The organism is Sulfobacillus thermotolerans (assembly GCF_039623705.1).
In the GTDB taxonomy this organism is placed as follows: domain Bacteria; phylum Bacillota; class Sulfobacillia; order Sulfobacillales; family Sulfobacillaceae; genus Sulfobacillus; species Sulfobacillus thermotolerans.
In genome coordinates this window covers 1,748,444-1,769,993 of record NZ_CP133983.1, presented here as the reverse complement: position 1 = coordinate 1,769,993, position 21,550 = coordinate 1,748,444, and the positions used below count along the sequence as shown (strand labels likewise).

At 53.9% G+C, this 21,550-nt stretch carries 22 protein-coding genes; 3 read left to right on the top strand and 19 right to left on the bottom strand.

Features of this window, described 5'->3' with window-relative positions:
* Positions 1–14 precede the first annotated feature (14 nt).
* The 10 genes from ORD20_RS09060 to metG all read right to left on the bottom strand — a co-directional run bounded on the left by ORD20_RS09060 (position 15) and on the right by metG (position 10,872).
* On the bottom strand, positions 15–785 hold the full coding sequence (locus ORD20_RS09060; protein ID WP_158246323.1) for a nucleotidyltransferase family protein: 771 nt from the start codon (positions 783–785) through the stop codon (positions 15–17).
* Positions 782–1,675 (bottom strand): 4-(cytidine 5'-diphospho)-2-C-methyl-D-erythritol kinase, encoded by an 894-nt coding sequence (ispE, locus tag ORD20_RS09055; protein WP_158246322.1) that lies wholly within the window; start codon positions 1,673–1,675, stop codon positions 782–784. The genes ORD20_RS09060 and ispE overlap by 4 nt, the downstream gene beginning before the upstream one ends.
* A gap of 62 nt (positions 1,676–1,737) precedes the next feature.
* A complete protein-coding gene (gene cphA, locus ORD20_RS09050; protein WP_242968579.1) occupies positions 1,738–4,374 on the bottom strand; it encodes a cyanophycin synthetase in 2,637 nt (878 codons plus the stop codon).
* The gene (locus ORD20_RS09045) at positions 4,364–5,224 is read right to left on the bottom strand and encodes a cyanophycinase (protein ID WP_242968578.1); all 861 of its coding nucleotides are present in this window, start codon (positions 5,222–5,224) and stop codon (positions 4,364–4,366) included. Before ORD20_RS09045 ends, cphA begins: the two co-directional genes overlap by 11 nt.
* Positions 5,225–5,323: 99 nt before the next feature.
* Complete coding sequence (locus tag ORD20_RS09040) at positions 5,324–5,587, bottom strand: Veg family protein (protein ID WP_173677105.1); 264 nt, start codon at positions 5,585–5,587, stop codon at positions 5,324–5,326.
* A gap of 152 nt (positions 5,588–5,739) precedes the next feature.
* Positions 5,740–6,210 (bottom strand): ribonuclease H-like YkuK family protein, encoded by a 471-nt coding sequence (locus tag ORD20_RS09035; protein ID WP_103376057.1) that lies wholly within the window; start codon positions 6,208–6,210, stop codon positions 5,740–5,742.
* Between the two features lie 10 nt (positions 6,211–6,220).
* Complete coding sequence (rsmA, locus tag ORD20_RS09030) at positions 6,221–7,087, bottom strand: 16S rRNA (adenine(1518)-N(6)/adenine(1519)-N(6))-dimethyltransferase RsmA (RefSeq protein ID WP_103376056.1); 867 nt, start codon at positions 7,085–7,087, stop codon at positions 6,221–6,223.
* Positions 7,088–7,103: 16 nt separating this feature from the next.
* A complete protein-coding gene (locus tag ORD20_RS09025) occupies positions 7,104–8,090 on the bottom strand; it encodes a 3D domain-containing protein (RefSeq protein WP_103376055.1) in 987 nt (328 codons plus the stop codon).
* Between the two features lie 104 nt (positions 8,091–8,194).
* On the bottom strand, positions 8,195–8,968 hold the full coding sequence (locus tag ORD20_RS09020; RefSeq protein WP_103376054.1) for a TatD family hydrolase: 774 nt from the start codon (positions 8,966–8,968) through the stop codon (positions 8,195–8,197).
* Positions 8,965–10,872 carry a methionine--tRNA ligase gene (gene metG, locus ORD20_RS09015; RefSeq protein WP_103376053.1) on the bottom strand — a complete coding sequence of 636 codons (1,908 nt, stop codon included), beginning with the start codon at positions 10,870–10,872 and terminating at the stop codon, positions 8,965–8,967. The genes ORD20_RS09020 and metG overlap by 4 nt, the downstream gene beginning before the upstream one ends.
* A 402-nt stretch (positions 10,873–11,274) precedes the next feature.
* On the opposite strand from metG, the gene ORD20_RS09010 reads away from it, so the two are divergent.
* Both ORD20_RS09010 and ORD20_RS09005 read left to right on the top strand, forming a co-directional pair.
* Positions 11,275–12,018 (top strand): DMT family transporter, encoded by a 744-nt coding sequence (locus ORD20_RS09010; RefSeq protein ID WP_430626701.1) that lies wholly within the window; start codon positions 11,275–11,277, stop codon positions 12,016–12,018.
* Positions 11,943–12,140, top strand: coding sequence for an AbrB/MazE/SpoVT family DNA-binding domain-containing protein (locus ORD20_RS09005; protein WP_430626115.1), 198 nt, complete (start codon positions 11,943–11,945; stop codon positions 12,138–12,140). Before ORD20_RS09010 ends, ORD20_RS09005 begins: the two co-directional genes overlap by 76 nt.
* Here ORD20_RS09005 and rsmI read toward each other — a convergent pair.
* From rsmI to ORD20_RS08975, 6 genes are read right to left on the bottom strand one after another with little or no spacing between them, the layout of a single operon-like run.
* Entirely contained in the window at positions 12,137–12,997 is an 861-nt protein-coding gene (gene rsmI / locus ORD20_RS09000; RefSeq protein ID WP_242968577.1) for a 16S rRNA (cytidine(1402)-2'-O)-methyltransferase, read from the bottom strand. The genes ORD20_RS09005 and rsmI overlap by 4 nt on opposite strands.
* Positions 12,990–13,253 (bottom strand): GIY-YIG nuclease family protein, encoded by a 264-nt coding sequence (locus tag ORD20_RS08995; RefSeq protein ID WP_103376049.1) that lies wholly within the window; start codon positions 13,251–13,253, stop codon positions 12,990–12,992. The genes rsmI and ORD20_RS08995 overlap by 8 nt, the downstream gene beginning before the upstream one ends.
* On the bottom strand, positions 13,243–13,992 hold the full coding sequence (locus ORD20_RS08990; RefSeq protein WP_146039077.1) for a DNA polymerase III subunit delta': 750 nt from the start codon (positions 13,990–13,992) through the stop codon (positions 13,243–13,245). Before ORD20_RS08990 ends, ORD20_RS08995 begins: the two co-directional genes overlap by 11 nt.
* On the bottom strand, positions 13,958–14,284 hold the full coding sequence (locus ORD20_RS08985) for a cyclic-di-AMP receptor (RefSeq protein WP_103376047.1): 327 nt from the start codon (positions 14,282–14,284) through the stop codon (positions 13,958–13,960). Before ORD20_RS08985 ends, ORD20_RS08990 begins: the two co-directional genes overlap by 35 nt.
* A gap of 16 nt (positions 14,285–14,300) precedes the next feature.
* The gene (tmk, locus tag ORD20_RS08980; protein WP_430626114.1) at positions 14,301–15,113 is read right to left on the bottom strand and encodes a dTMP kinase; all 813 of its coding nucleotides are present in this window, start codon (positions 15,111–15,113) and stop codon (positions 14,301–14,303) included.
* 11 nt (positions 15,114–15,124) lie between these two features.
* Positions 15,125–16,546, bottom strand: a complete 1,422-nt coding sequence (locus tag ORD20_RS08975) for a hypothetical protein (RefSeq protein ID WP_103376044.1) — start codon at positions 16,544–16,546, stop codon at positions 15,125–15,127.
* Between the two features lie 93 nt (positions 16,547–16,639).
* Here ORD20_RS08975 and ORD20_RS08970 point away from each other — a divergent pair, with 93 nt between their 5' ends.
* A complete protein-coding gene (locus ORD20_RS08970; RefSeq protein ID WP_103376043.1) occupies positions 16,640–17,296 on the top strand; it encodes a DUF5666 domain-containing protein in 657 nt (218 codons plus the stop codon).
* 493 nt (positions 17,297–17,789) lie between these two features.
* On the opposite strand, the gene ORD20_RS08965 is transcribed toward ORD20_RS08970, so the two are convergent.
* The 3 genes from ORD20_RS08965 to ORD20_RS08955 all read right to left on the bottom strand — a co-directional run bounded on the left by ORD20_RS08965 (position 17,790) and on the right by ORD20_RS08955 (position 21,440).
* The gene (locus ORD20_RS08965) at positions 17,790–19,310 is read right to left on the bottom strand and encodes an IS200/IS605 family accessory protein TnpB-related protein (RefSeq protein ID WP_430626113.1); all 1,521 of its coding nucleotides are present in this window, start codon (positions 19,308–19,310) and stop codon (positions 17,790–17,792) included.
* The gene (locus ORD20_RS08960) at positions 19,307–19,957 is read right to left on the bottom strand and encodes an IS607 family transposase (protein WP_430626112.1); all 651 of its coding nucleotides are present in this window, start codon (positions 19,955–19,957) and stop codon (positions 19,307–19,309) included. Before ORD20_RS08960 ends, ORD20_RS08965 begins: the two co-directional genes overlap by 4 nt.
* A gap of 163 nt (positions 19,958–20,120) precedes the next feature.
* Positions 20,121–21,440: a purine-cytosine permease family protein gene (locus ORD20_RS08955; RefSeq protein ID WP_103374088.1), complete on the bottom strand. Its 1,320-nt coding sequence runs from the start codon at positions 21,438–21,440 to the stop codon at positions 20,121–20,123.
* Positions 21,441–21,550 lie beyond the last annotated feature (110 nt).

Genomic DNA, 21,550 nt, shown 5'->3' with positions numbered 1-21,550 from the left:
TCTCTCCTTGGCTCTTATGGCTGTTGCACTGAGGCCGGAGCGCTCTGCCCATTGCCCAACAGGCGGTCTGCCATTTCCCAGTCCTGGGGTTTGTCAACATCGACGCCCACTTCAGGATAGTCAAAGATTAATGCTTGCCCCTTAATCCCTAACAACTGCGCCACCCGCTTTTGTGCGTCTTCGATGCCTAAGCGGCCGATTAACCACTTCACCAAAATTCCTAGACCGATATCTCCAGCTAAACGCCTGGGGGATTTGCGATGTTCCAGCAATTCGGTTACAGCCGTACGGCTCCGCAATACCGCTTCTTTACGGACCATGAAGATATTCCCCCCTGTAAAGGTGCCATCCACTAGTCGCACATAGGTCCTTTGCGTTTGCGGAAACCGCGCCTCTACTAAGGATTTTTCGATGATAGGATAGACCACGTCGTAGTGGTCGTCCGCCGCGTCGACAAAAGCGCTGACCGCCTCAGGCGTTAAAAACGGCACGTCTGCCGTCGCGATTAAAACCGGTCCGTCCCCCACACAATCCAAACCGCTAATGACATTAGCAAACATTTCATCATGGACAGGCGCCCAGATTACATCGTGCAGTGGCAACGACGAGGGTCCTACCACAACAATCGGCGCAATGCGGCCCGATTGTCGCAAAGCGTCCACGACGTATTCCACCAGAGCGCGACCACCCACCCTGATTTCTGCCTCCCATTGAAAGGCAGATAAGCTGGCCAGGCGACCATCGTTGCGTTGTCCTGCTAGCACAATTGCCGGACGCTGATTCATGATGTCCACTCCTTTACCGGCACAGCCGGCGCAAACTGCGTCACTTGTGTCCATGGTATGCCATGCTTGCGCAAAGTGCGATGTGCACGCTGCAACAACTCTAAATCCCGATGCAAGGTGAAATACGCCGACCCACTGCCCGACAACGTCCAGATTAAGCCCGTCAGTTGCTGCAATCGTTCTTTGAACGCATGCACTGCTGGCTCGATAGCCCATGCCGCGCGCTCTAAGGCATTGTAAAATGCCGGTACTGGCGCATCTTGGCGCAGGGCCCGAACCCACATCTCCGGATCGTTGTCGCTTCCATCGTTTGCTGCCGGCAATTCGTCGAATGCTTGGTAAGCGCGGGCCGTTGAGATACTGACATTCGGGAATGCGAGCAACACGCCCCAGGTCGGCAACGCCGGCAAAAACCGCACCTGCTCGCCATATCCCTCCGCGATGGCTGTACCTCCCTCGAGAAGAAACGGCACATCCATACCTAACTGAGCGGCTTCTCCAGCCAAATGGGTTTGTGGTGCGACCTCGTGAATCCAGCGCAGCATCGCAGCCGCATCGGCACTCCCACCCCCAAGCCCCGCTCCTGTTGGAATATGCTTGCAGCACACGACGGCCACAGAAGGAACCTGGCCGGGAGCATACTGTTGGCCCATCCGGTAGGCTTTCGTGATTAAATTACCCTCAGGATCGCCGGTAATCTTGGGCGCTTGAAGCTGATAGTGGTCAGCCACTTCAATGTCTATGGTATCCGCAAGTCCAATGGTCTGCATCAGCGTGCGCACAGGATGATAGCCCCGTGCGTCACGGGGCCCCACCCATAGTCCTAAATTAATCTTGGCATTGGCTCGAAGCCGCCAACTACTTCGCGGCGTGGCCGTCCCCTCCCTCACGCGTACTGGGAGTATCTTACACCAAAGTGCCCGCGAGCTAAAGATGACCGCGCCAAGGATTGTCACGCCAATGATTTGACCGATTCCTGGGCTCTCGTGCCTAACGCCTCGAGAGCCGCTTGCCGGGCCCCTTCATAATGCTCAAACAAGGCGACCACCAGGCTGCCTGACGGAGCCATGGTCACTGCTTGCTTGACCGCCTCCGCTTCATTCAACACCACCGTCCATTGATTGGCGGAGATATGGTCGTTCTGTAACGTTTCGACCATTAATTGCGCCATCTCTCCCGGCCTACGCCCCCTCAAATCTTCATCTTCTCGGATGACCAGATAATCGGAGAAATTTTGCGCTTCTTGGACCGCGTGCATGAGGTCTTGGTTGCGTCGGTCTCCTGGTAGCCCCAAAACTGTCGTCACATGAGGGTATCCTAAAGCACGTACGACATCGCCCAGTGCCGCCAATGCCGGTTGATTGTGGGCATAATCCAATAGGACATCTACCATCTCCCCCTGCATCAACTCCAAACGTCCCGGATTTTGCCGCTCCTGGCCCACATCGAAAGAAGCGAGGCTCCGCCCAATAAATGCCGGCTCCAGTCCCATGGCTAAAGCGGCAGCGGCAGCGGCCATGGCATTTTGCACGTTGAAAGTCACACGTCCTCGCCAACTCGCTGGCAACGCGCGTCCGCCAATAATGCGCCGCGCCTGGGTCCCGTGGCGGTAGACCAAAAACCCCCGGCTCAACACCACTGCTTCCCCTCCCGATGCCAAATGGTCCAGTACAATCGGATTATCCTCGCGCAAAGAAAACCAGACGATACGTGCCTTCGTCCTATGCGCCATCGACGCCACCCGAAGGTCATCCGCATTCAGCACGCAAGCGCCTGTGGGTCTGGTCACGTCCACTATCAAAGCTTTTAAGTGGGTGAGATCGTCTAGCGTGTCAATGTCATCCTGACCGAGATGGTCCGCCCCAATGTTCGTCACAACGGCGACGTCGCAATCATGAAAGCCCAGTCCATACCGAGCCATGCCCCCGCGGGCCGTTTCCAATATCGCCACTTCCGTCGTCTTGTCGCCCAACACCACATCGGCTGACCAAGGACCAGTTAAATCGCCCGACTGAATCTGGCGATCGCCAATCATAATCCCGTCCGTCGTCGTAGCACCCACAATTTTTCCGGTCTGCCGCCAAATATGAGCCAGCATACGCGTCACTGTGGTTTTCCCGTTGGTGCCGGTAACAGCGCACACGGGAATACGTCCATCATGGCCCTTAAATAGGGCATCGACAATCGCCTCGCCCACGGCCCTAGACGCCCCTTGAGAGGGATAGAGATGCATTCTTAATCCGGGTGCCGCATTAATTTCAATGACCCGTCCGCCCGTAGCCGTTAAAGGTTTTTGAATATCGTCTGCTATGACGTCCACTCCAGCCACATCCAGCCCTATCGCCCGTACAGCTCGCACGATATCCTCCTGGAACTCCGCGCCTAACTCGTCTGTCACATCACAGGCGTCCCCTCCGCTAGACAAATTCGCCGTTTCACGTAGCAATACGACTTGTCCCGCCGCAGGAATGGATTGCAATGTGAGATCTTGATGCGCCAATGCCGTCCATAACCCCTCATCTTCCCCAATAAAGCTCAAGGGTCCTAAGTGCTCAGCGCGCCGCCGCGGATCGCGATTGGCCTCTTCTAGCAGAAAAGAAATCGTATGGATGCCGTCGCCTTCGACCGTGGGCGGGCGACGCAAACTTGCTGCCACCACGCGGTCGTGCACCACCAATACGCGGTAGGGAGCCCCAAATATCTGTTCTTCAATCAACACCTGGCTCTGTTCTTGCTGAGCCCAATCAAACGCCTTATGCAGTTCCTCCTCCGAACGCACGCCCGTTGTCACGCCCCGGCCCTGTTGTCCAGCATTGGGTTTAACCACCAAGGGATACCCTAAATGGGCCGCTGCCTCCCTAGCCTGTTGCCAAGAGTTCACCACATAGCCAACGGGTACCGGAATGCCTTGGCGACCGAGCAACTGCTTCGTTAACCCTTTATCTTGACACACATCTGCCGCGATCACGGAGGTCTGGTCCGTCATCGCGGCCATCACCCGCCGTTGAGCGGCGCCGAGCCCTAACCGCAGATAGTTCGCATCATTAAGACGCTTCACCGGAATGTCTCGCGCTCGCGCTGCCTCAATAATGGCTTGCGTCGACGGTCCAAACTGAAAGCCACGAATGGCCTCGACCACACTGGTCACTTGCATGGCCAGTTCATCATCCCCAGTCCTGTCGTCCCATAAAGCGCGTATGATGTGGACCGCAGCGCTCAAAGCCTCAGCTCCGCCTGGCTGGGTTCCACTTTCAAAGACAATACGAACAAGGTCCGTTCCAGTAATTTGCCGCGTCTTTCCGTAATGCCCATCCTCTCCCGCAAGAAACAGCAACTCTAAGGCTAAATGCTCCACCACATGGCCCAGATAAGTGCCTTCATGAAGCCGGTCCACAAACCCGCCTGGGTATCCTTTCGAACAGACATGGTCTTGCAATCCGGGTGCTAGACGCAGCAATCGTTGGGTAAAATCCGGACGATGGTTCGTCGGATACTCTCCGTACCCGCCGAGTTGCACAATCGCCTCTATGGCACTATGCAGCGTATGGCGATTGGGCCCGTCATAAAATCTCAGTTGTTCAATCTTCACCGCGTTCCTCCTCCTGCAGATGTCCGGCCCGGTGCGCAAATGGCTGCCGGGAACTAAGGTGAAGGCCATACCCTTGCGCCAACACATGCAGCCTCACATGGGTCAGAGTCAGGGCTTGCGTGGGCCCTGATTCTTGCACATTGGTCTCTTCCACAAACCGCCCGTCAAGAATCGTGACATTTTGCGAGCCGTAGACCGTCATGTTTTGGGTATTCAGATCGACCAACAAAGCGGTATCCTCATCAATGCCTACGCCCAACACAGCAGGATTTTGAGCTACCGCCGCAAGCAGACGGCCGATACGCCCGCGCTGGGTAAAATGCTGATCAATCACCACGTTATCCCACAGCCCCATTCCCGCTGCCATACGCACCACAGCACGGGACGGCGGGGCTTGGGCGAATCCTTCCACAATCATGGTCGATGACATCATGGAAGCACCCGCTGATGTGCCTGCAATAATTAAGCCCTTGTCCCACTGACCCCGTAACGCTTGGTGAAAGGCCGTTCCCCCTAAAAGGCTTGTAATCCGCAGCTGATCGCCTCCCACAAAGAAAACCGCGGCACACCTTTCAAGGCGCGTGGACCACTCATGACTCTGGGCTTGAAGGCGGGAACTGATAAGAAATGGCACCACATCGTGGACCCCTAATGCACTAAAGGCGTGTTGGTACGTCGCATAGGCGTCTTCCCCCATTGTGGATGCCGTTGTCACGACACCAATGCGCTTCGGTCGCTCAACTTCTCGTACCAAATCTGTCAGGGTCAAGAGAACGTCTGGTGTCGTTCTCTTGTCTTCTTTTCCGCCGATAATTAGTAACGGACCAATAAAGGTCTCCCCCCATCGCAAAACGTAAAAAGAGAACGCCTCAAGGCGTTCTCTATTGTGTTCAGCCCAACAAATTTCTATGCGAAAATTTGGTCTCGTCACGGAGACCCCAAAACTTGATTAATTGGACAGAGATTCAGGAAGTATAAGCTCTACCGTTTCGGTTAACACGTCCGTATACGAATACGACACGCGCCGTTCACCTCGTTCGGAAAGGTGTTCCTCTTCGATCTTGACGATAAAGATATGGGGGTAGGTTTTTTCTAAAATCCCTTCCTTTTCGTCAACCTTCTTGCGGCCTTTATTGGCCTTTACACGAATCTTTTCTCCCACATGAGAGTCGAGTTCCTTTTTTATATCTTCGAGGACGCTTTTTGCCGCCACGCGCTCACTTCCTTCCTCAACTGATGAAGGGCAACAAAGATATCCTAACATTTATTTCTTCGCGTGTCAAGTAAAGATAACTATTCTACCAACTCTATCTAGCCATGGTCAAGAGAAAATTTGGCTATGCCATAAACTTTTTGTCGCCTTCGCTATTTCGTATACTTGTCAGCGACTTTAGAGGCACCAAAGGAATAGGGCTTAATGGCCGCATGGTAGCCACTGCCCGTTACCATTCCTACAATCTCGCGAATCAATTCCTTGGTGTCGCCTTGCTGACCCACGTCAATATGGATTTCCACATCGAGATCGGGAAGACCAGACTTTTCCAAAAGCCCTGTCAGTTGAGCTGCCACATTCAGGCTTAAAGAGGTCTCGTACATGATTTTTTGACGCAAGCTTTTAATGGCGCGACGGTGGGATTTATTAAAAAAGTACCGACCCCCTTTGCCCATGCGGTGTATGACGACAGCCGTCACAAAAACGGTCTCATGGCGGGTGTGGGAATCGGAACCAATAATCAGTTTGTAGCGCGCATTGGGGGCCTCAGCGATATAACTCAAAATTTCGCCGTACATACTCTCGAGCGTCAACCGTCCCTTGGAGGGACTCTCGAACACCACAAGGACCACCTCACTTGGTTGCAACCAGTTTGGCTAACGCAATCCACTCCTGCCAGCTAAGGGCTTCTGGACGTTTCGCTGCGTCCAGACCCGCATGCTGCAGCACTTCGGTCCAGCCTTGAGCATTCCACGCCGATCCGGGCGCCATGGCTAACGACTGCCGTATCATTTTGCGGCGATGTGAAAAGGCCGAATGCACCACCCATTGCAAAGCGGTCAACGGCACCATAGGCGACGGTCTTCGCGTTAATTGTATCACAAATGAGTCAACATCTGGAGGGGGTGAAAAGGCTGCACGCGCGACAGGCATTAATGCCTCAACATGGGCCACATAGCGCAGCAAGACACTGAGCGCAGAGGTTTGACGCTGGCCAGGCTCAGCCACGAGCCTTAACGCCACTTCTTTTTGCAACATGACGATGGCCGTATCCCATGTCGTCACATCCTCGAAAAGCTTAGCCATGAGCGCCGAGGACACATAATACGGCAAATTCCCACAAATATTAAATCGGCCTTGACGTGCAAGCGCTAAGCCTTGCCATGACGTAGTCACCGCATCAGCATGAATTACGCTCAGCTGTTCCGGAAATTCTTTCGCTAAGGAGTCCTGCAGCCACCTAGCCCATGCCCCATCTAACTCCACGGCAACCACGTTCAAACCTTTTTCCAATAAAGAAACCGTGAGCCCGCCGGGCCCTGGACCAATTTCTAGCACCCATTGAGGATGGGTGCTAGCCACTTGAGCCGCCATTTTCTCAAACACTGTCGGGTCAGTCAAAAAATGCTGACCCAGTTGTTTATTCGGCCGCAACCCAACATGCGCTAGCACCTCATACAGGCCTTGTGGAGAGCGTGGGTCTATAAACTTCGCCGTCAACGCCCACCTTCTTCATCTAATTTCCGAGAATATCCACCATTAAAGGCTGTACTCCCCAATCCATAGCTTGCCCTTGATCATTGAAACATAAATCAATGCGGTTGCCGATAATCGCAGACCCCGTGTCCAAAGCCACAGCATAGCCATAACCCGGAATATAAAGCTGCGTTCCTAACGGGATGACACTCGGATCGACCGCCGCCACTCCATAATGGGCCGGTGTGCCACTCGCTGTGAGACCAGTAGACCATGAGGGATTAGGCCAATAACCCGTGCTGACCATGTACATCTGCTTTGTGATCATCATGGTCTGCCCGTTAATGGTGATGGGCTGAGCCGTGCCATACGCAACCACCTCAGGCGACGGGGGCTGAATAAGTTTTTTAGCCACCACTTTGTTATGCAGCGGCGTACCATCTTGGACAAGATATTGTACCGTCGTCGCCACCAAACCTTTGCGGCCGTTCTGTAAGATTTGGCGATGCCCCTTGATAAGATTGGGATCAGGACGATATGTAACGCTAAAAGGCAAACTTGACGTGATCGTCTTATTTTCCAGCCATTGCCGGATAACATCCACATGCGCTCCAGCCACAAGCGATGCGGTCAACGGGGGCCGGACTTTGTCTAATGGACCGAGTTTGATGCCAAGCGCCGACAGAACACTGCCAACGTGATAATCTGTGGTCCAATATTTGAAATGGTGATGGGCTGTACGCACCCAAACCGGTATGGCTTCGCGAATCGCAATGGTTTTAGTTCCCGCCGATGAGGTCTTTACACGCACCACATCGCGTGCACTCGCGGCAATTTTAGCCTGAGCCAGAATATTCCGGACCTTCGAGCGGAAAGTCCAAAGTTTAAGGGTCCTCGCACCCGCCGGACTGTAGACTTGAATCTCCACCGGCCTATATTGCGTAGTCACCAGCCCCGTGCCAATGGCTGTCGCCGCGAGGGCCCCAAATAACCAAGGACGCATCGCCTTAAAACTCCATGTAGCCAAAAGCTGTCCTCCTTTATCATCCTTCTTTTCTCTTCGGTGAATCAGCCAACTTTCGTCAGCGTTCCTCCGCTACCATTCACCTCCATAATATCCAATAATTGGAACTATCCTCCGATAAGAGGAAAAGCATTTAATATATTCGCCGTGGTCTGCGCAAATACCTGCTGTGTCGAAAAATTTTTTTGAGCGGCTACCACTTCCGCCACACGAATCACCCGCAAGGGCTCATTGCGTTGGCCACGCCACGGCGCAGGCGACAAATACGGGGAGTCGGTTTCAATAAGGAGTCGGTCGGACGGCACCTGTGTGACGACTTGACGCAGAGCATGCGCACTTTTGAACGAAATGGGCCCCGCAAAAGAAATGTAGAAGCCTAACGCCAAAAGATTGGCGGCAAAGGATTCATCTCCTGTAAAACAATGCAGGACTCCTTGAATTCCTGGCACTTGGCGCAAAATCTCCACCGTGTCTGATTCTGCCTCTCGCGAATGCACCGAAACAGGGAGCGCTGTTCGCTTCGCCAACTCGACTTGTGCCAAAAACACCTCTTTCTGCGTCTCTTTAGGACTATTCATATAATGATAATCTAGACCGATTTCCCCAATCCCCACCACTTTCGGTTCAGAGGCGAGCCGCTCTAATTCCTTTAAGTCGTGAGCTGTAAACGTTGCGGCATCGTGCGGATGCACGCCCACCAAAGCCCAAACCCCTTCGTGGGTTTGGGCAAATTGCACAGCTTGAATGGAGGACTCAATCGTATAGCCTGGGACAATCATCCCGATGTTTTGTGCCCGGGCGCGGTGATACGCCTCTTCTCGGTCCTCCTGAAACGCTTCATCTTGCAAATGGCAATGCGAATCAAAACAAGTCAACGTCACTTTACGCGCGCTCCTTCCGGCAACGGCCTGGCGGGACTGACAATGCTTAACTGCTGACCCTGAGATCCCGCTAACAGCATGCCTTCACTTAAAATCCCACGCAATTTCACCGGCTTTAGATTCGCCACCAAGACCACTTGCTGCCCAATTAACGCTTCGGGCTCATAATAGGCTTTAATGCCCGATACAATGGTCCGTTCGCGCTCGCCATCAAACACGGTCAACTTCAGCAAGCGATCGGCGCCTTTTACGGGTTCTGCCTGACGAACAGTGCCTACGCGCAGCTGGATCTTCTGGAAGTCTTCCAACGTAATGAACTCCTCAGACGCCGGAACCTCAGCCGGCAGCTTAACCTCTGCTGCGGTCTCTTCGCGCAAATCCAAGCGGGGAAACAGCGGATCCCCTCGGCGAATGCGCTCGCCCCCTTGAAATCCGCCATAAATCGCTTCCCGGTAGGATTCCACGGGCTGGTCTACCCCTAGCTGCGCACGGATTTTCTGAGGCGTCTCAATCAGGAATGGGGTCAACAGGACTGACACCACACGCAACGACTCGGCCAAATTATATAAAACATTCTCCAGCTCCTCTTTTCGTGCCGGATCTTTCGCCAAACTCCACGGCGCCCGTTCCTCAATATACTTATTAGCGGCGTGCACCAAACGGTAAATCTGACTTAAAGCGTCCGAAATCAAGAGCTGATGCATTGCCTTGTCGACCTGCTCATAAATTTCCGCGGCGATTTGACCAAGCCGTTTGTCCTCAGGGCCAAAGGCATGGGGCTGGGGAATTACCCCATTGGAAAATCGTTCAATCATTGCCGTGGTACGGCTTAAAAGATTGCCTAGGTCATTGGCCAAGTCGACATTAAACCGCAGCCGTAAAGCATCTTCGGTATAGCTACCGTCGGCCCCAAACGGGACTTCCCGGAGAAGAAAATAGCGCACGGCATCCACGCCGTAGGTCTGGCTCAACACAATGGGATCGACCGCATTGCCACGAGACTTTGACATCTTGGTATCACCAATCAAAAGCCAGCCATGGCCAAACACCCGCTGCGGGAGGGGAAGATTTAACGCCATTAGCATGATGGGCCAAATAATGGTGTGGAAGCGAACAATTTCCTTTCCCACAATTTGCACATCTGGCGGCCAAATCTGGCTAAACCGTTCCGGATCGGTGAGGTAGCCGGCAGCCGTCAAATAGTTAGACAGCGCATCAAACCACACGTAAATCACATGATCCGGGTCGTTGGGCACCGGAATTCCCCACGCGAGACCCGTGCGCGATATCGACAAATCTTCCAATCCCGCCTCCAAAAAACTCAACATTTCGTTACGTCGGCTAGCAGGCTGGATAAAGTCGGGATGGTCCAATATGTGCTGAATCATGCGATCTTGGTATCGACTCATCCGGAAGAAGTAACTGGATTGTTTGACGCGCTCCACAGGCCGTCCACAGTCGGGGCACTTTCCATCCACCAACTTGGATTCTGTCCAAAATGTTTCATCGGGCAAGCAATACCAGCCCTCATATTCGCCCTTATAAATGTCCCCCCGCTCTTGCAGCGTCAAGAAAATTTGCTGCACGACCTGATAATGGTCGGGGTCAGTGGTCCGAATAAAACGATTGTAAGAAATACCCAAAGAACGCCATAAGGGGTCTTGAATGAAATGAACAATCTTGTCAACAAATTGCTTCGGACTCACCTGGGCCTCTTGAGCCTTTTGCGCAATCTTTTGCCCGTGCTCATCTGTGCCCGTTACAAACCACACAGGTTCCCCTTTAAGACGGTGAAACCGTGCCAACGCATCGGCTGCCACGGTTGTGTAGGCATGCCCAATATGCAGATTATCGCTCGGATAGTAAATGGGCGTCGTGATATACCAGGTATTCTTATTCGTCATCAAAAGCCTCCATTCGTCGATCTGAAATCTCCGTCACCCCAAAAAAAATGACCCACCATCAAGGGGCGGACATCATGCCGCGGTACCACCCTTGTTTACCCTGGGGCCTTTTTGTCGGATAACGGCGACACCGGGAACGCTACTGACTTCACGTCCCTGCTCAAGGGCCATAACTTATTGAAATCCGGCCGAACTCACACCCTCTCCGGCTCGCTTAAGCGGATACAACAATAAGCGCTCCCTGTCGTTGCAAGTAACCGAATTATACTGAAAAGGACCCATACCGTCAAATACGGCGGGTGTTGCCGTGAGAACAGACGACCCAGCGCTATGCTAAAATAATGCCATTGTTGGTTCCGACTCATCATATGGAATAGATAGGAGCTTTCTCTTGTGAATCCGATGCGCTCAACAACTCGCCCCCTCCTTGCTCTGGCACTTTTGACCCTTATTTGGGGATATAACTGGGTCATCATGAAATCGGCTCTTGTTGATGCGCCGCCGCTCTATTTTGCGGCGTTCAGAGTCTTGGGCGGCGTCATCGTCTTGTTCGGGGTTGGCATTGCCACCAAGCGCCCCCTAAAAGCCCCCACGTGGCGTTATGTCATTCCTTTAGGCTTGCTGCAAACGACAGGATTTGTTGGGTTTGCCTTATGGGCTCTCCAATTCGGTGGAGCCGGGCAGACGGCCATGCTCGTCTACATGATGCCACTTTGGCTGATTATTTTGGCCTGGCCGCTTCTCGGCGAACGCGTGCACGGACTCCAATGGCCCGCCTTAACTTTGGCACTAGTCGGATTGGTCTTCATTCTCAAGCCATGGCATACACAGCCCCATACCTTAGGCACTCTCTTAGCCCTGCTCTCAGGGGTCTTTTGGGCCGCCTCAGCGGTCTGGCAAAAACGCGCCGCCCCGCCACAAACGGACATCATCGCCGTCACGGCATGGCAAACCGCCGTGGGGGGACTGGCTTTGATTCTGCTCGCGTTTTGGTTAGAACCCTTGCGCATTCATTGGACCCCTCTATTCATCGGAGCTCTCCTCTATAATGCGATTCCCGGCGGGTTGTATTGCCCATCGAATTGCGGCGCACCTTACGCATTGAGGACAAAGATTCACTTGAAATCTATGTCGACGGGGAAATGATTGTACTCCGGAAGTACGAGCCCGCTTGCATTTTCTGCGGCAACGCTGACAACATTGAAACCTTCCGCGGCAAGAACATTTGCCATGACTGTCTCACGAGCCTTCACATCGAAGCGGTCTAATTGTTTCGCCGCATACTTTGAATGCGATTATATAGCTCTCGGCGTGAGACGTGATGGGTTGAGGCGATATATTCTATCGCCTCTTTTGTTTTTTCTCCGGCCTCAACCCGCTCTTCTACCGCGCGCATACACGCTTCCCAATCGGTTTCTTGCACCACTTCCCTAGGCGGCGCCAGCACAAGGACAAGCTCCCCGCGCCACATGCGCTCTTGTGCTAACAAATCTCCCAGAGTTCCTTGCCAAAATTCCTCAAAGCGCTTCGTCAATTCTCTACCAACGGTCACTTGTCGATGAGAGCCTAGGGCTTTGGCCAAGGTTTCTAAGGTCTTCTCCATATGGTGCGGTGCAATGTACAGCACACCCGTAAATGCCGAGGCCGCAATCTCCGCCACGCGCTCGGCACGCGCTTTACCAGCGCTGGGCAAAAACCCCCAAAAGACATAGGGATGGGGATAGCCGGACGCCGCATAGGCCACCACTTGGGCCGACGGTCCAGGCACTACCGTAAAAGGCCATGCGTGTTGGTACAAAAACGCGACCAATTCTTGTCCCGGATCGGAGACAGCAGGCATGCCTCGATCGGAGACCATCGCCAAACTTTGGCCCTCTGTTAACCATTGGGCAATCAACGGCAAGCGTTTTTGTGCATTATGCGCGTGAAATGACACGAGCGGTCGAGTGATGCCAAATTGGCGGCACAAAATCTCTGTTTCGCGGGTGTCCTCACATAAAATACGGTCCACCTGCCGCAATACGGCTTGTCCTCGGGGAGAAAAATCTTCTAAATTACCAATGGGAGTGCCCACCAAATAGACATGGCCTGGCTCCACCCACCTGCGTTCTTCTGCGTTAGCCAATCGCTTGCAAGGCCTCCTTGGCATGATGGGATAATTTTTTTAGCCGTCGTTCTTCTTGTAAGGCGAGAGTGTGAGAATAGGGCCCAAATTGACACCAAACTTTAACAGGTCGATGCGCCCTTGTATAGCGGGCGCCTCGTCCTTTCTGATGCGCAGCAAATCGTTTCGCGACATTGCGCGCAATGCCCGTATAAAAAGAACCATCTTCACAAAGCAATATATAAACCCACCAGCTTGCCTCTTGCTTATCGCACATGGCTATAGACACTCGCTAAAATTTCGCGCGCAATCTCGGCATTGCCGTTCGATTCCATATGGTGAAACGCTTGAAACGCGGCATCCCACAGTGATAAATACCCTGGGTTTCCAGTCTCTCGAAATCGTGCTTTAGCCCAGTAGGCCAGATCAATCACACCTGTCGGGGTTAAAGGATTTTGTTCTAGCAGCTTGTCAGGTGAGAAGTTTTGGTCCAAAGCGTTTTGTTCGGGGGTCCTGGGCGCACGCACGATCTGACAGCGACTGCGGACTGTTTCCAGTAATCCCGCAGGCTGGTTAGTGGCTAGAATAAATGTCACATAGGGCGGTGGCTCTTCTAAGCTCTTTAAAAGGTAATTCTGGGACGCTTCGGTCATGCTGTCAGCTTGCTCAATCCACACCACTTGGCGTGGGGCCCATAACGGCAAGCGAAATAGACTGTGCAACACGGGCACCAAGCGCTCGCGACGAATGCGCATCTTTTCGGGTTGCACATGGACGAGATCGGGGTGCTCTTCCAATTTTCGAAGGCAGGAACGACACGTGCACCCGACCTCGCCCGTTGCTTCACATAGGAGCTGGCGGGCTATGGCCTCGGCTAGACGACGCACGTCATCGTCCGTTCCCATCAGAAGCAACGTCTGTCCTAACACCTTGTGCTGCCAGGCTTGGGCCACAGCAGGCCATGACGCTACATAAAGGCTGTTAAAACTTTTCATAACGGTCAATGTCGACAACAAAAATGGTGGCGCCCCCCACCGTCACTTCCACTGGAAAAGGAATATACGGTTCACCGCTGTGGCTCGGCGTCTGTGGCGTCAGCGTTTCCTGTCGTGCGGCCGACGTGCGCTTCAGAATGTGAATGACCGCTTCGACATCCTTTTCCTCAATCCCCACTAATATGGTGGTGTTGCCTTCCCGCAAGAATCCTCCCGTACTGGCTAGCTTCGTGGCGCGAAATCCCCGTCGGTTCAATTCGGTCACCGCTTGGGACGCGTCCTTATCTTGTAAAATGGCAATCACCAATTTCACTCCATCCAGCCTCCTCTCAATGTTCGCTCCACATATGGTGGAGTATGCTTTGAATGTCTTGACCGACAACCTCCACCGGGCGCTGGCTATCAATAATCTGCCACCGCGTAGGGTTTGCCTGTGCCAACGCTAAATAGCCCTGCTCAACCCGAGCAAAAAATTGTTCGTCTTGACGCTCCATGTTGTCTTCCCCGCGAGCAAACGACGGGCCTCGCAACCAAAATGTCACATCGGGTTCAATCCCTTGCATCACTTGCTGATTGACCATTGTAATCCATTTTACATCTAAGCCGCGTCCAAAACCTTGATATGCGACGGAGGAATCTGCAAACCGGTCCACAATGACAATATGGCCTTCTGCCATCGCCGGAGCAATAACCGTGGCCACCAGTTCGGCTCGCGCGGCAGCAAAGAGCAAAAACTCGGCATGTGGGCTATGTATCTGTACGGTATGCAAGAGCATGCCCCGAAGTGTTTCGCCGAGCATCGTCCCCCCAGGTTCGCGTACGACTGTTACGCTATAGTCAACTAACACGGTATCGCCTGGCCGACACGCCGCCAAGATGGAGGCCATAACAGGCAACGTCGCTCCTTGAACCGAGTACCATGTGCGCAGCGTCCCAAAAGTTTTGGCCATCAAATCCTCTGAGGTATGCAACGGATCGCGGCGGTGGGATTTAGGGGTCAACTCCCCAACCTCAGTCACATCTGATGCCCCGTCGACGAGCCCCATGGGCGCTTGCCCTTTGTGACCCGGCGTGTGCCACCGCGCTTTCCTCTCATCTTTGTAACGCTGCAGCGCCGCAATCAATGGCTGCTCAGCCGACACAGTCTTTCCCCCTATGCGTGCCATAATCCCCGGTGCTGGAATAAGATAGCAGTTTTCGTCCGGATTACCACCCTCCAATGGGCGGGCTGGCTCAGTAAATAGGTCGCCAGCGCCGTGCCTGGAGCCCACAGCACATAGCGAATATTATAGCGTGTCCACAGGTTAGTGGGATTAGTTGTCAGGTTTTTCACATCCATGTATTGGGTAATTTCCGGCCCTTGGAGATAAAAATCTGTGCGGCCATCAATAAAGACCGGAATGTGTCGATAAATGAGGTATCCTCCCCAATGATACATATTAAAGACATGTCCGGAGTGGTGTTGCAGATAGTTCGCGGCAAGCACAGGTTCCCCGCTTTCCACTCCAGCAGAAACAATCGGGTGGGCCAACACGATGACAACACTTAATGCGGCCACAAAAGGCGCTCCAATCCACCCTGAAGCGCGCCGAAATTCCCAGGGGGCCACCATCACTCCCAATAACACAGGCCACTGTAGATCCCAGTAGGGAAGAAATCGTACCGACTTCATAGTGGCATAAAAGAGCCCCGCTGCCAAAAAGAAATCGGGCCAGGGCATAGGCGTGTCTCCAAATAATGACCATAGCACCAGCACAAACATAGGAACTAAGATCAGAAGCACCATGGACACATCGTGAAAATCCGGCGATTGCCATTCCGCAATGATATCTGAAATACGGTGGGAAAACGTGACGTGCCATGAGTAGGCCCAAAGGCCAGGACCATTGGGATTGAGAAACGACAACAACAACGCCACAACGAACACCGTGGCCCACTGTTTGCCACCCACTTGCGTCGGCGGGGTCATCACGCGCTGGGTATTAACAGGTAAGCGTCCCCACAGCCCCTCCAACCCTAGCGACAAGAACCCTAAGAGAAAACTGCCATGCACATTGGTCCAAAACCATAGCAAAGGAACCGCGGCCCATAAGATATGAGGGTTCTTACGGGATTTCGTTAAAATAATAAGCATGAGGACAAAGAGCGCATAACTCAGCGTTTGCGGGCGGTCTTTGACAAATACTAAAAGTCCGGGGGTTGCCATCAACACCAACAAGCCATTCTTAATCCCATGCGTGCCCCGAAGATGTAATAACCATGATAAAAGAACCACCGTTGCCGTGCCCACGCCCGCCGATAGTAACCAAAAGCCAACAGGGCCAAAACCCTTGACCACGGCGGCCAACAACACTTCATAACCCCATTCTTCGGTCACCCACGGCTTATGAAAAAGCGTATAGGAAAACACATCCCGATGCAAAACCATGTGGTGTGCCAACATATAACGTCCGGCCTCCCACTGCCAATACACGTCCCCACTGAGCCCCGTATGCATATCATGTGCCCAAATCATACTCGCGGCTAATAAGACCAACATCCACCCTAATACTCGATGATCAATTCGCGTCGGCATTGGCATACTCCTAAAGTTTTCTTACTGAGGTTGTTCGCAACTCGGACTAAAAACTCCTGCTTACGAATATCTCGTAACACAGGAGGGATGGACATGAAGCAAAAATTTTCGATGTCCCGCAGAACCGCTGGCTGGCTGATGGCGCTTCTTGTCGCGTTTGTTGTGGTGCATTATGCCTCAAGCGGATCAACCGCGGCGCTATCGCGAGCGGTGACAGGGCAGCCGGCGATTCAAGTCGCCATGCGCGGAGAAATCACTAGTTACAGCGACCATTCCGTGTCGTTAGCATTAGAAGATCCTCACGGCAACCTCACCACCTTATCCCGTAACGTGCAGCTTACAGACAAAACTCAATACGTCACACCAGGCGAACCGCCGATAACGGGTCCCAAAGGCATGAAATATCTAAAACCCGGGTACCGCGTCTATGTACGCGGCCAAGGCACCGCCGACAACCAGGTTATCGCCCAATTGGTCCACGTCTCCTTCCCCCCTATCACGGGCACAATTAGACAAATTAGTCCGTCTGTGATTACCGTATCAATCCCTAACCAACCGCAAGCGGCCAATATTGCGCTGACGAGCCATACCGCTATTTACGTGCCCCAAGGCGACTGGTCCAAACTGACCCCAGGCGCCACGGTTCGTGTTTGGGTTATGCCCCAAGCACATAGCGAATCCCAAGGTCTCGTAGCGCTTTCCGTCATGGTGCTTTCGCAAGAAACCTCGTCGGCCAACCCCAAAGTCTAATGGGAATGACGAGGAGCCAACCACTCATCACCTCGCTGTGAGCCGCAGGGGGTTCATACCAGGCGACGCCCTATACGCAAGGGTCCCGCGGCCACCCGGCCACGGGCCCTTGCGTATAGGGCGTAAGACAAGCCTAAGCATGTCTGAGAGCGCGGTTCAGATGGCATCATCAGGTTATCGATCAGCGCGCCTAAAAACACTCCTCCGGTAGCCTGGTTAAAAAAACCTACGATAATCTCTTTCGGCTTTTCTCGGCCCCTAACGGGACCCGCAGTCCTCACAGGATTCGTCTGCTCGGGGGTGGCTTCCGCTCCATCGCGTGGGGATGTTTTTCCCCCACGCACCGCTCAAGATCCCGGCAGGAGAAGGATGGCAGGAAACTCCCATCGGTGTCCCGTCGGTGGTGCCCTGAGCCCCAGTGTTACTGGGCCCTCATCAAGATGCCCCGTCGCTCCTTTCGCCACGTGGTGGCGACAGGGGAATGAGATGTGGGTCATTCGGAGAATAACGTCTTGCGATACCCTAACCAGGCACTCAAATACTGATGGTGCGATGCCAACGTCTTCGTCATGATCCGTTTAATCCGAGCCCATGCACTCCAATCATTTTTCCGATAAGTGGGGTCGTTCCATTGATCGCGGTCTTGCATCCAGAGCCGCAAGGCTTTCGGGACGTTTTCTCGGCGGACTTTCAGTCCGCCTCGTCGTCCGATCACGAGGGCCGCGGCGTGATGCACGCTCATCCCGTATTGCGGCTGATACTTGAACCGCCCGATAATCGAGGTATAAGCTGGTTTGACTTTCCGCAAGGCGACGCCTTCCCGCGCGGCCTGTCGTTCGACCGCTGTCAGCAAGGCCCGGTAATTAAACTGGTGCGTCACGCGGTTAAACTTGGCGCTCACATCCCGATCATGGATGAACTGCAAGTCTTCCACGACCAGTCCCGCTCCACGAGCCTTAGCCCACTGAACGGTCTCGACCGCGAGACCTCCCACCAACGCGTCGCGTTGGGTCGATCGGACATCGAAGAGACGGGGGTCCCCGATCGTCGCGAAGGCGCAGGCGTTGCCGTTCGGCAACACGTGACAGAGCGCCAAAAAGGTGCTGTTGGTATCCACTCCCACCCAGCCATGACGAGGATCGGTCTGGATGGGCGCGGGGACTTCTTCGACGGTCACGCGGACCTGATACCGTCCTTGACGTCGGAGCATTTCGACTTGATAGGGGTCGCCGGCGGCGAGCACCCGACGCAGCAGCCCCTCATAATCCCGGCCATGGACTTGGCCAGTTTTCTTGGACACCTTCCGCGCAATATAGAGAGGGATCTCCAGTTTCTCATACCGAGGGACTTTGGCGTCGGGGTTGCCCGGTTTGAGGCAATCGAGAGAGATTTCTACGATCCAATGGTCGGTTCCTGCGCGGACGCGCAGGAGGGGATTGCCCCTTTTGGTTCGATCCCCACGCGCTGACAGCCGACCATTCCGGCTCTCGTCCCATTCTTCCCGCCACGCCTGCTGGCGTTCCTGTTCGGCGAGGGGGTCATCGAGAGTCTTGAACCGATCCAACCACCGTTTTTTTGTGCCAAACACCACGGGAGGAAAGGTGCCTGCCTCGACATGCTGTTGATAAAACGCTTGCTGGGCTTCTTGATGCGTGAGCTTACGTTCTTGTCCCGCAATGCGGCGGGCATTCGGATGCGGGGAGGCCCGGAGTGCGGTCAACCGTTCTCGGGTTTTTTTCACGCGTTGCGTCCATAAAGTCGCCCCGTCTTTCATGGCTTGATGGCGGGCCCGCATGAGGTCTTGCGCTTCTTGCACCGCATCTTTGGCGTAACGCAGCGGCAACTCCGTTTCACTGGCACAGTGACGTTCCAAACCACCGATGTTTTGTAGTCCTCCAACCAAGCGTTGAAAGGCAAACCGTAGCATGAACCCATATTTGCGCATCAAACGGCGTAACGCCGTGTCCTGATCGGGCGTGACATCGAGCAAGACACCCAAAATGGTCGTCTTCATTCGGGGACTCCTTCCTGAGCTAAGGTCGCCATCGCTTGACGCACGGTCGCACCCATCTTTTTCCCTCCGCGTTTGCCATAAATGCGGGCCGAGAACGACGTGGTAATGGCAATCAAGTCCTCCACGAGTTCCTGCTGATCGTCTTTCACCGTGTGTTCCATGACGACAACACGCACGCCAAAGGCGTGCAGGTAACTTTCCAGATAAGTAAACCCGAAGCGCGCCAATCGATCCTGGGATTCCACAGCCACGATGCCCGCTTGGTGTTGCTGAGCAAGCTCCAGCAACCGATGGAGACCCCGCCGTTTTTCATTCAAGCCGCTCGCGACATCGGTAAGAGCCGCCACCACAGTCCATCGCTGCTCCGCAGCGAACGCGGTTAACCGCCCGAGTTGACGATCCAAGTTCCCCGCGTCTTGTTGTTTTGTGGTCGAGACGCGGGCATAGAGGAGACAACGAGTATCCTTAGCACCATCAGGCGCATCCTCGTGCATTAGGGCGCGTAAGTCCGCGACCCGATAGCGCCGATGATTCGTCACGGTACGCACCGGAATCAGGCGCCCTTCGCGTTCCCACTTCCGGAGTCCGTCGATGCTCATGCCGAGCATCTTGGCCGCCTTGCCGATACTGACAAACTGCTCATCCATAATACCATCACCTTATTATATTATAACATATTATCAGAGATCATCATAGATTGACAGCAAGCAGCTTAAACCTCCTCGACGGCTCTCAGCGCAGACCAGCCACACGCGCCTCAGCCCAGATCCTGTGTGGCTAGGACCTGGGCTGAGGCGATAAAAACGTCTGTTATCCCTGAGCCGAACGGGATGCAGCCATACGGGACTCCGGGCGACTCAACCATCCGTAAACTACGGCCGCGACCAGAAATCCTGCATAATACCCGGTATCCCCATTATCCAAGATCCGTGCGATGGGCCCTTCAAACAACGTCGTAGACATAAACGGAACAACCGCAATCAACCCTGCCACAAACGCCCACAGTGCTGGCCATCTCCAGCGAGGAGCTCCCAAAGCTTGGTCTTTGCTGATATAGCCCCGAGCCTTAGCAACCAACACAATGCCAATCCACGGGGCAACCCAGTAGCTTAAAAGGAGCAAAAAGTTCTCATAATCACTTAATAAATGGGCATTCGCGCTCCACGCCAATATCCATCCCGCAACTCCCAACGCTGCCGCGGCATGGGTACGGCGCACACGAATATCGAGGGTCAAAAAGGACAAGGTCGCCGTGTAGACATTGACCGCATTCGCCGTCATCGTCCCAAAGGCTATCGCCAAAAGCGCCCACACGGTTAACGCTCCCATCCACCGACTGACCATGGCAACAGGGCTTAAAGCCCCCCATCCCATCGCGCCTGCCACTGCACCTAAAAGTTCCACCCATAACGTGGCCGCAAATGATCCGGTAAATGTTGCCCAAAAAACATGACGGGGCGGCGTGGTTTCGGGCAGATAACGACCATAATCGGATGCATAAGGGGCCCAGCTGAAAGAATAGGAGGCCACCGCCGCCACTTCTAATAAGAAAGGTCCGTAAGAGGCCGGGCGCGCCGCCGGAAGGTGCGCCACCAAGTGCCATCCGATAACCGTCATCAGCAAAAACAAGACCGCTTGAACAGCGGCCATAATGCGCTCAAACCGCACAATGACGCCGTAGCCCAAGTATCCCAACGCCACCTGAGCTGCGGCCAACAAGGCCAGACTCCATCCTAAAGGCCACTGCAGAAGCCGAGATACCGCTTCACCACCGATAGCGGTATTAATGGTGTACCATCCCGTCGCCGATAAGGTGTTCAGAAACGAAGGCACATAGTTTCCCAGACGCCCAAAAACGCTCCGCACAAGCGGAAGCTGCGCTAAGCCTTGTCCCGTTCCTGCTTGTGCCACCAACGCGAGCAGGGTCGACGCCAGGAGATTGCCCAATAAGACCGCCCAGAGAGTCTGGCCGATACTCAGGCCAAGTACCGGGCCTAACACGCCGACAAGCAATGCCGGCATCCCTAAATTAGCCGAAAACCATAACGTAAATAATTGCGATGGACGACCATGGCGCTCTGAAGCGGGAACCCACTCAATGCCACGAGCCTCTACAATATCCTCCGCCATTGCGACACCTCCGATTAGGATATATCATCTGTCATGACATATGTCAATCAAAGCGTGACAGGCCTTGTTTTCCTATGCTAGCAGGACGTGTGCAATGATAAGATGTGTTT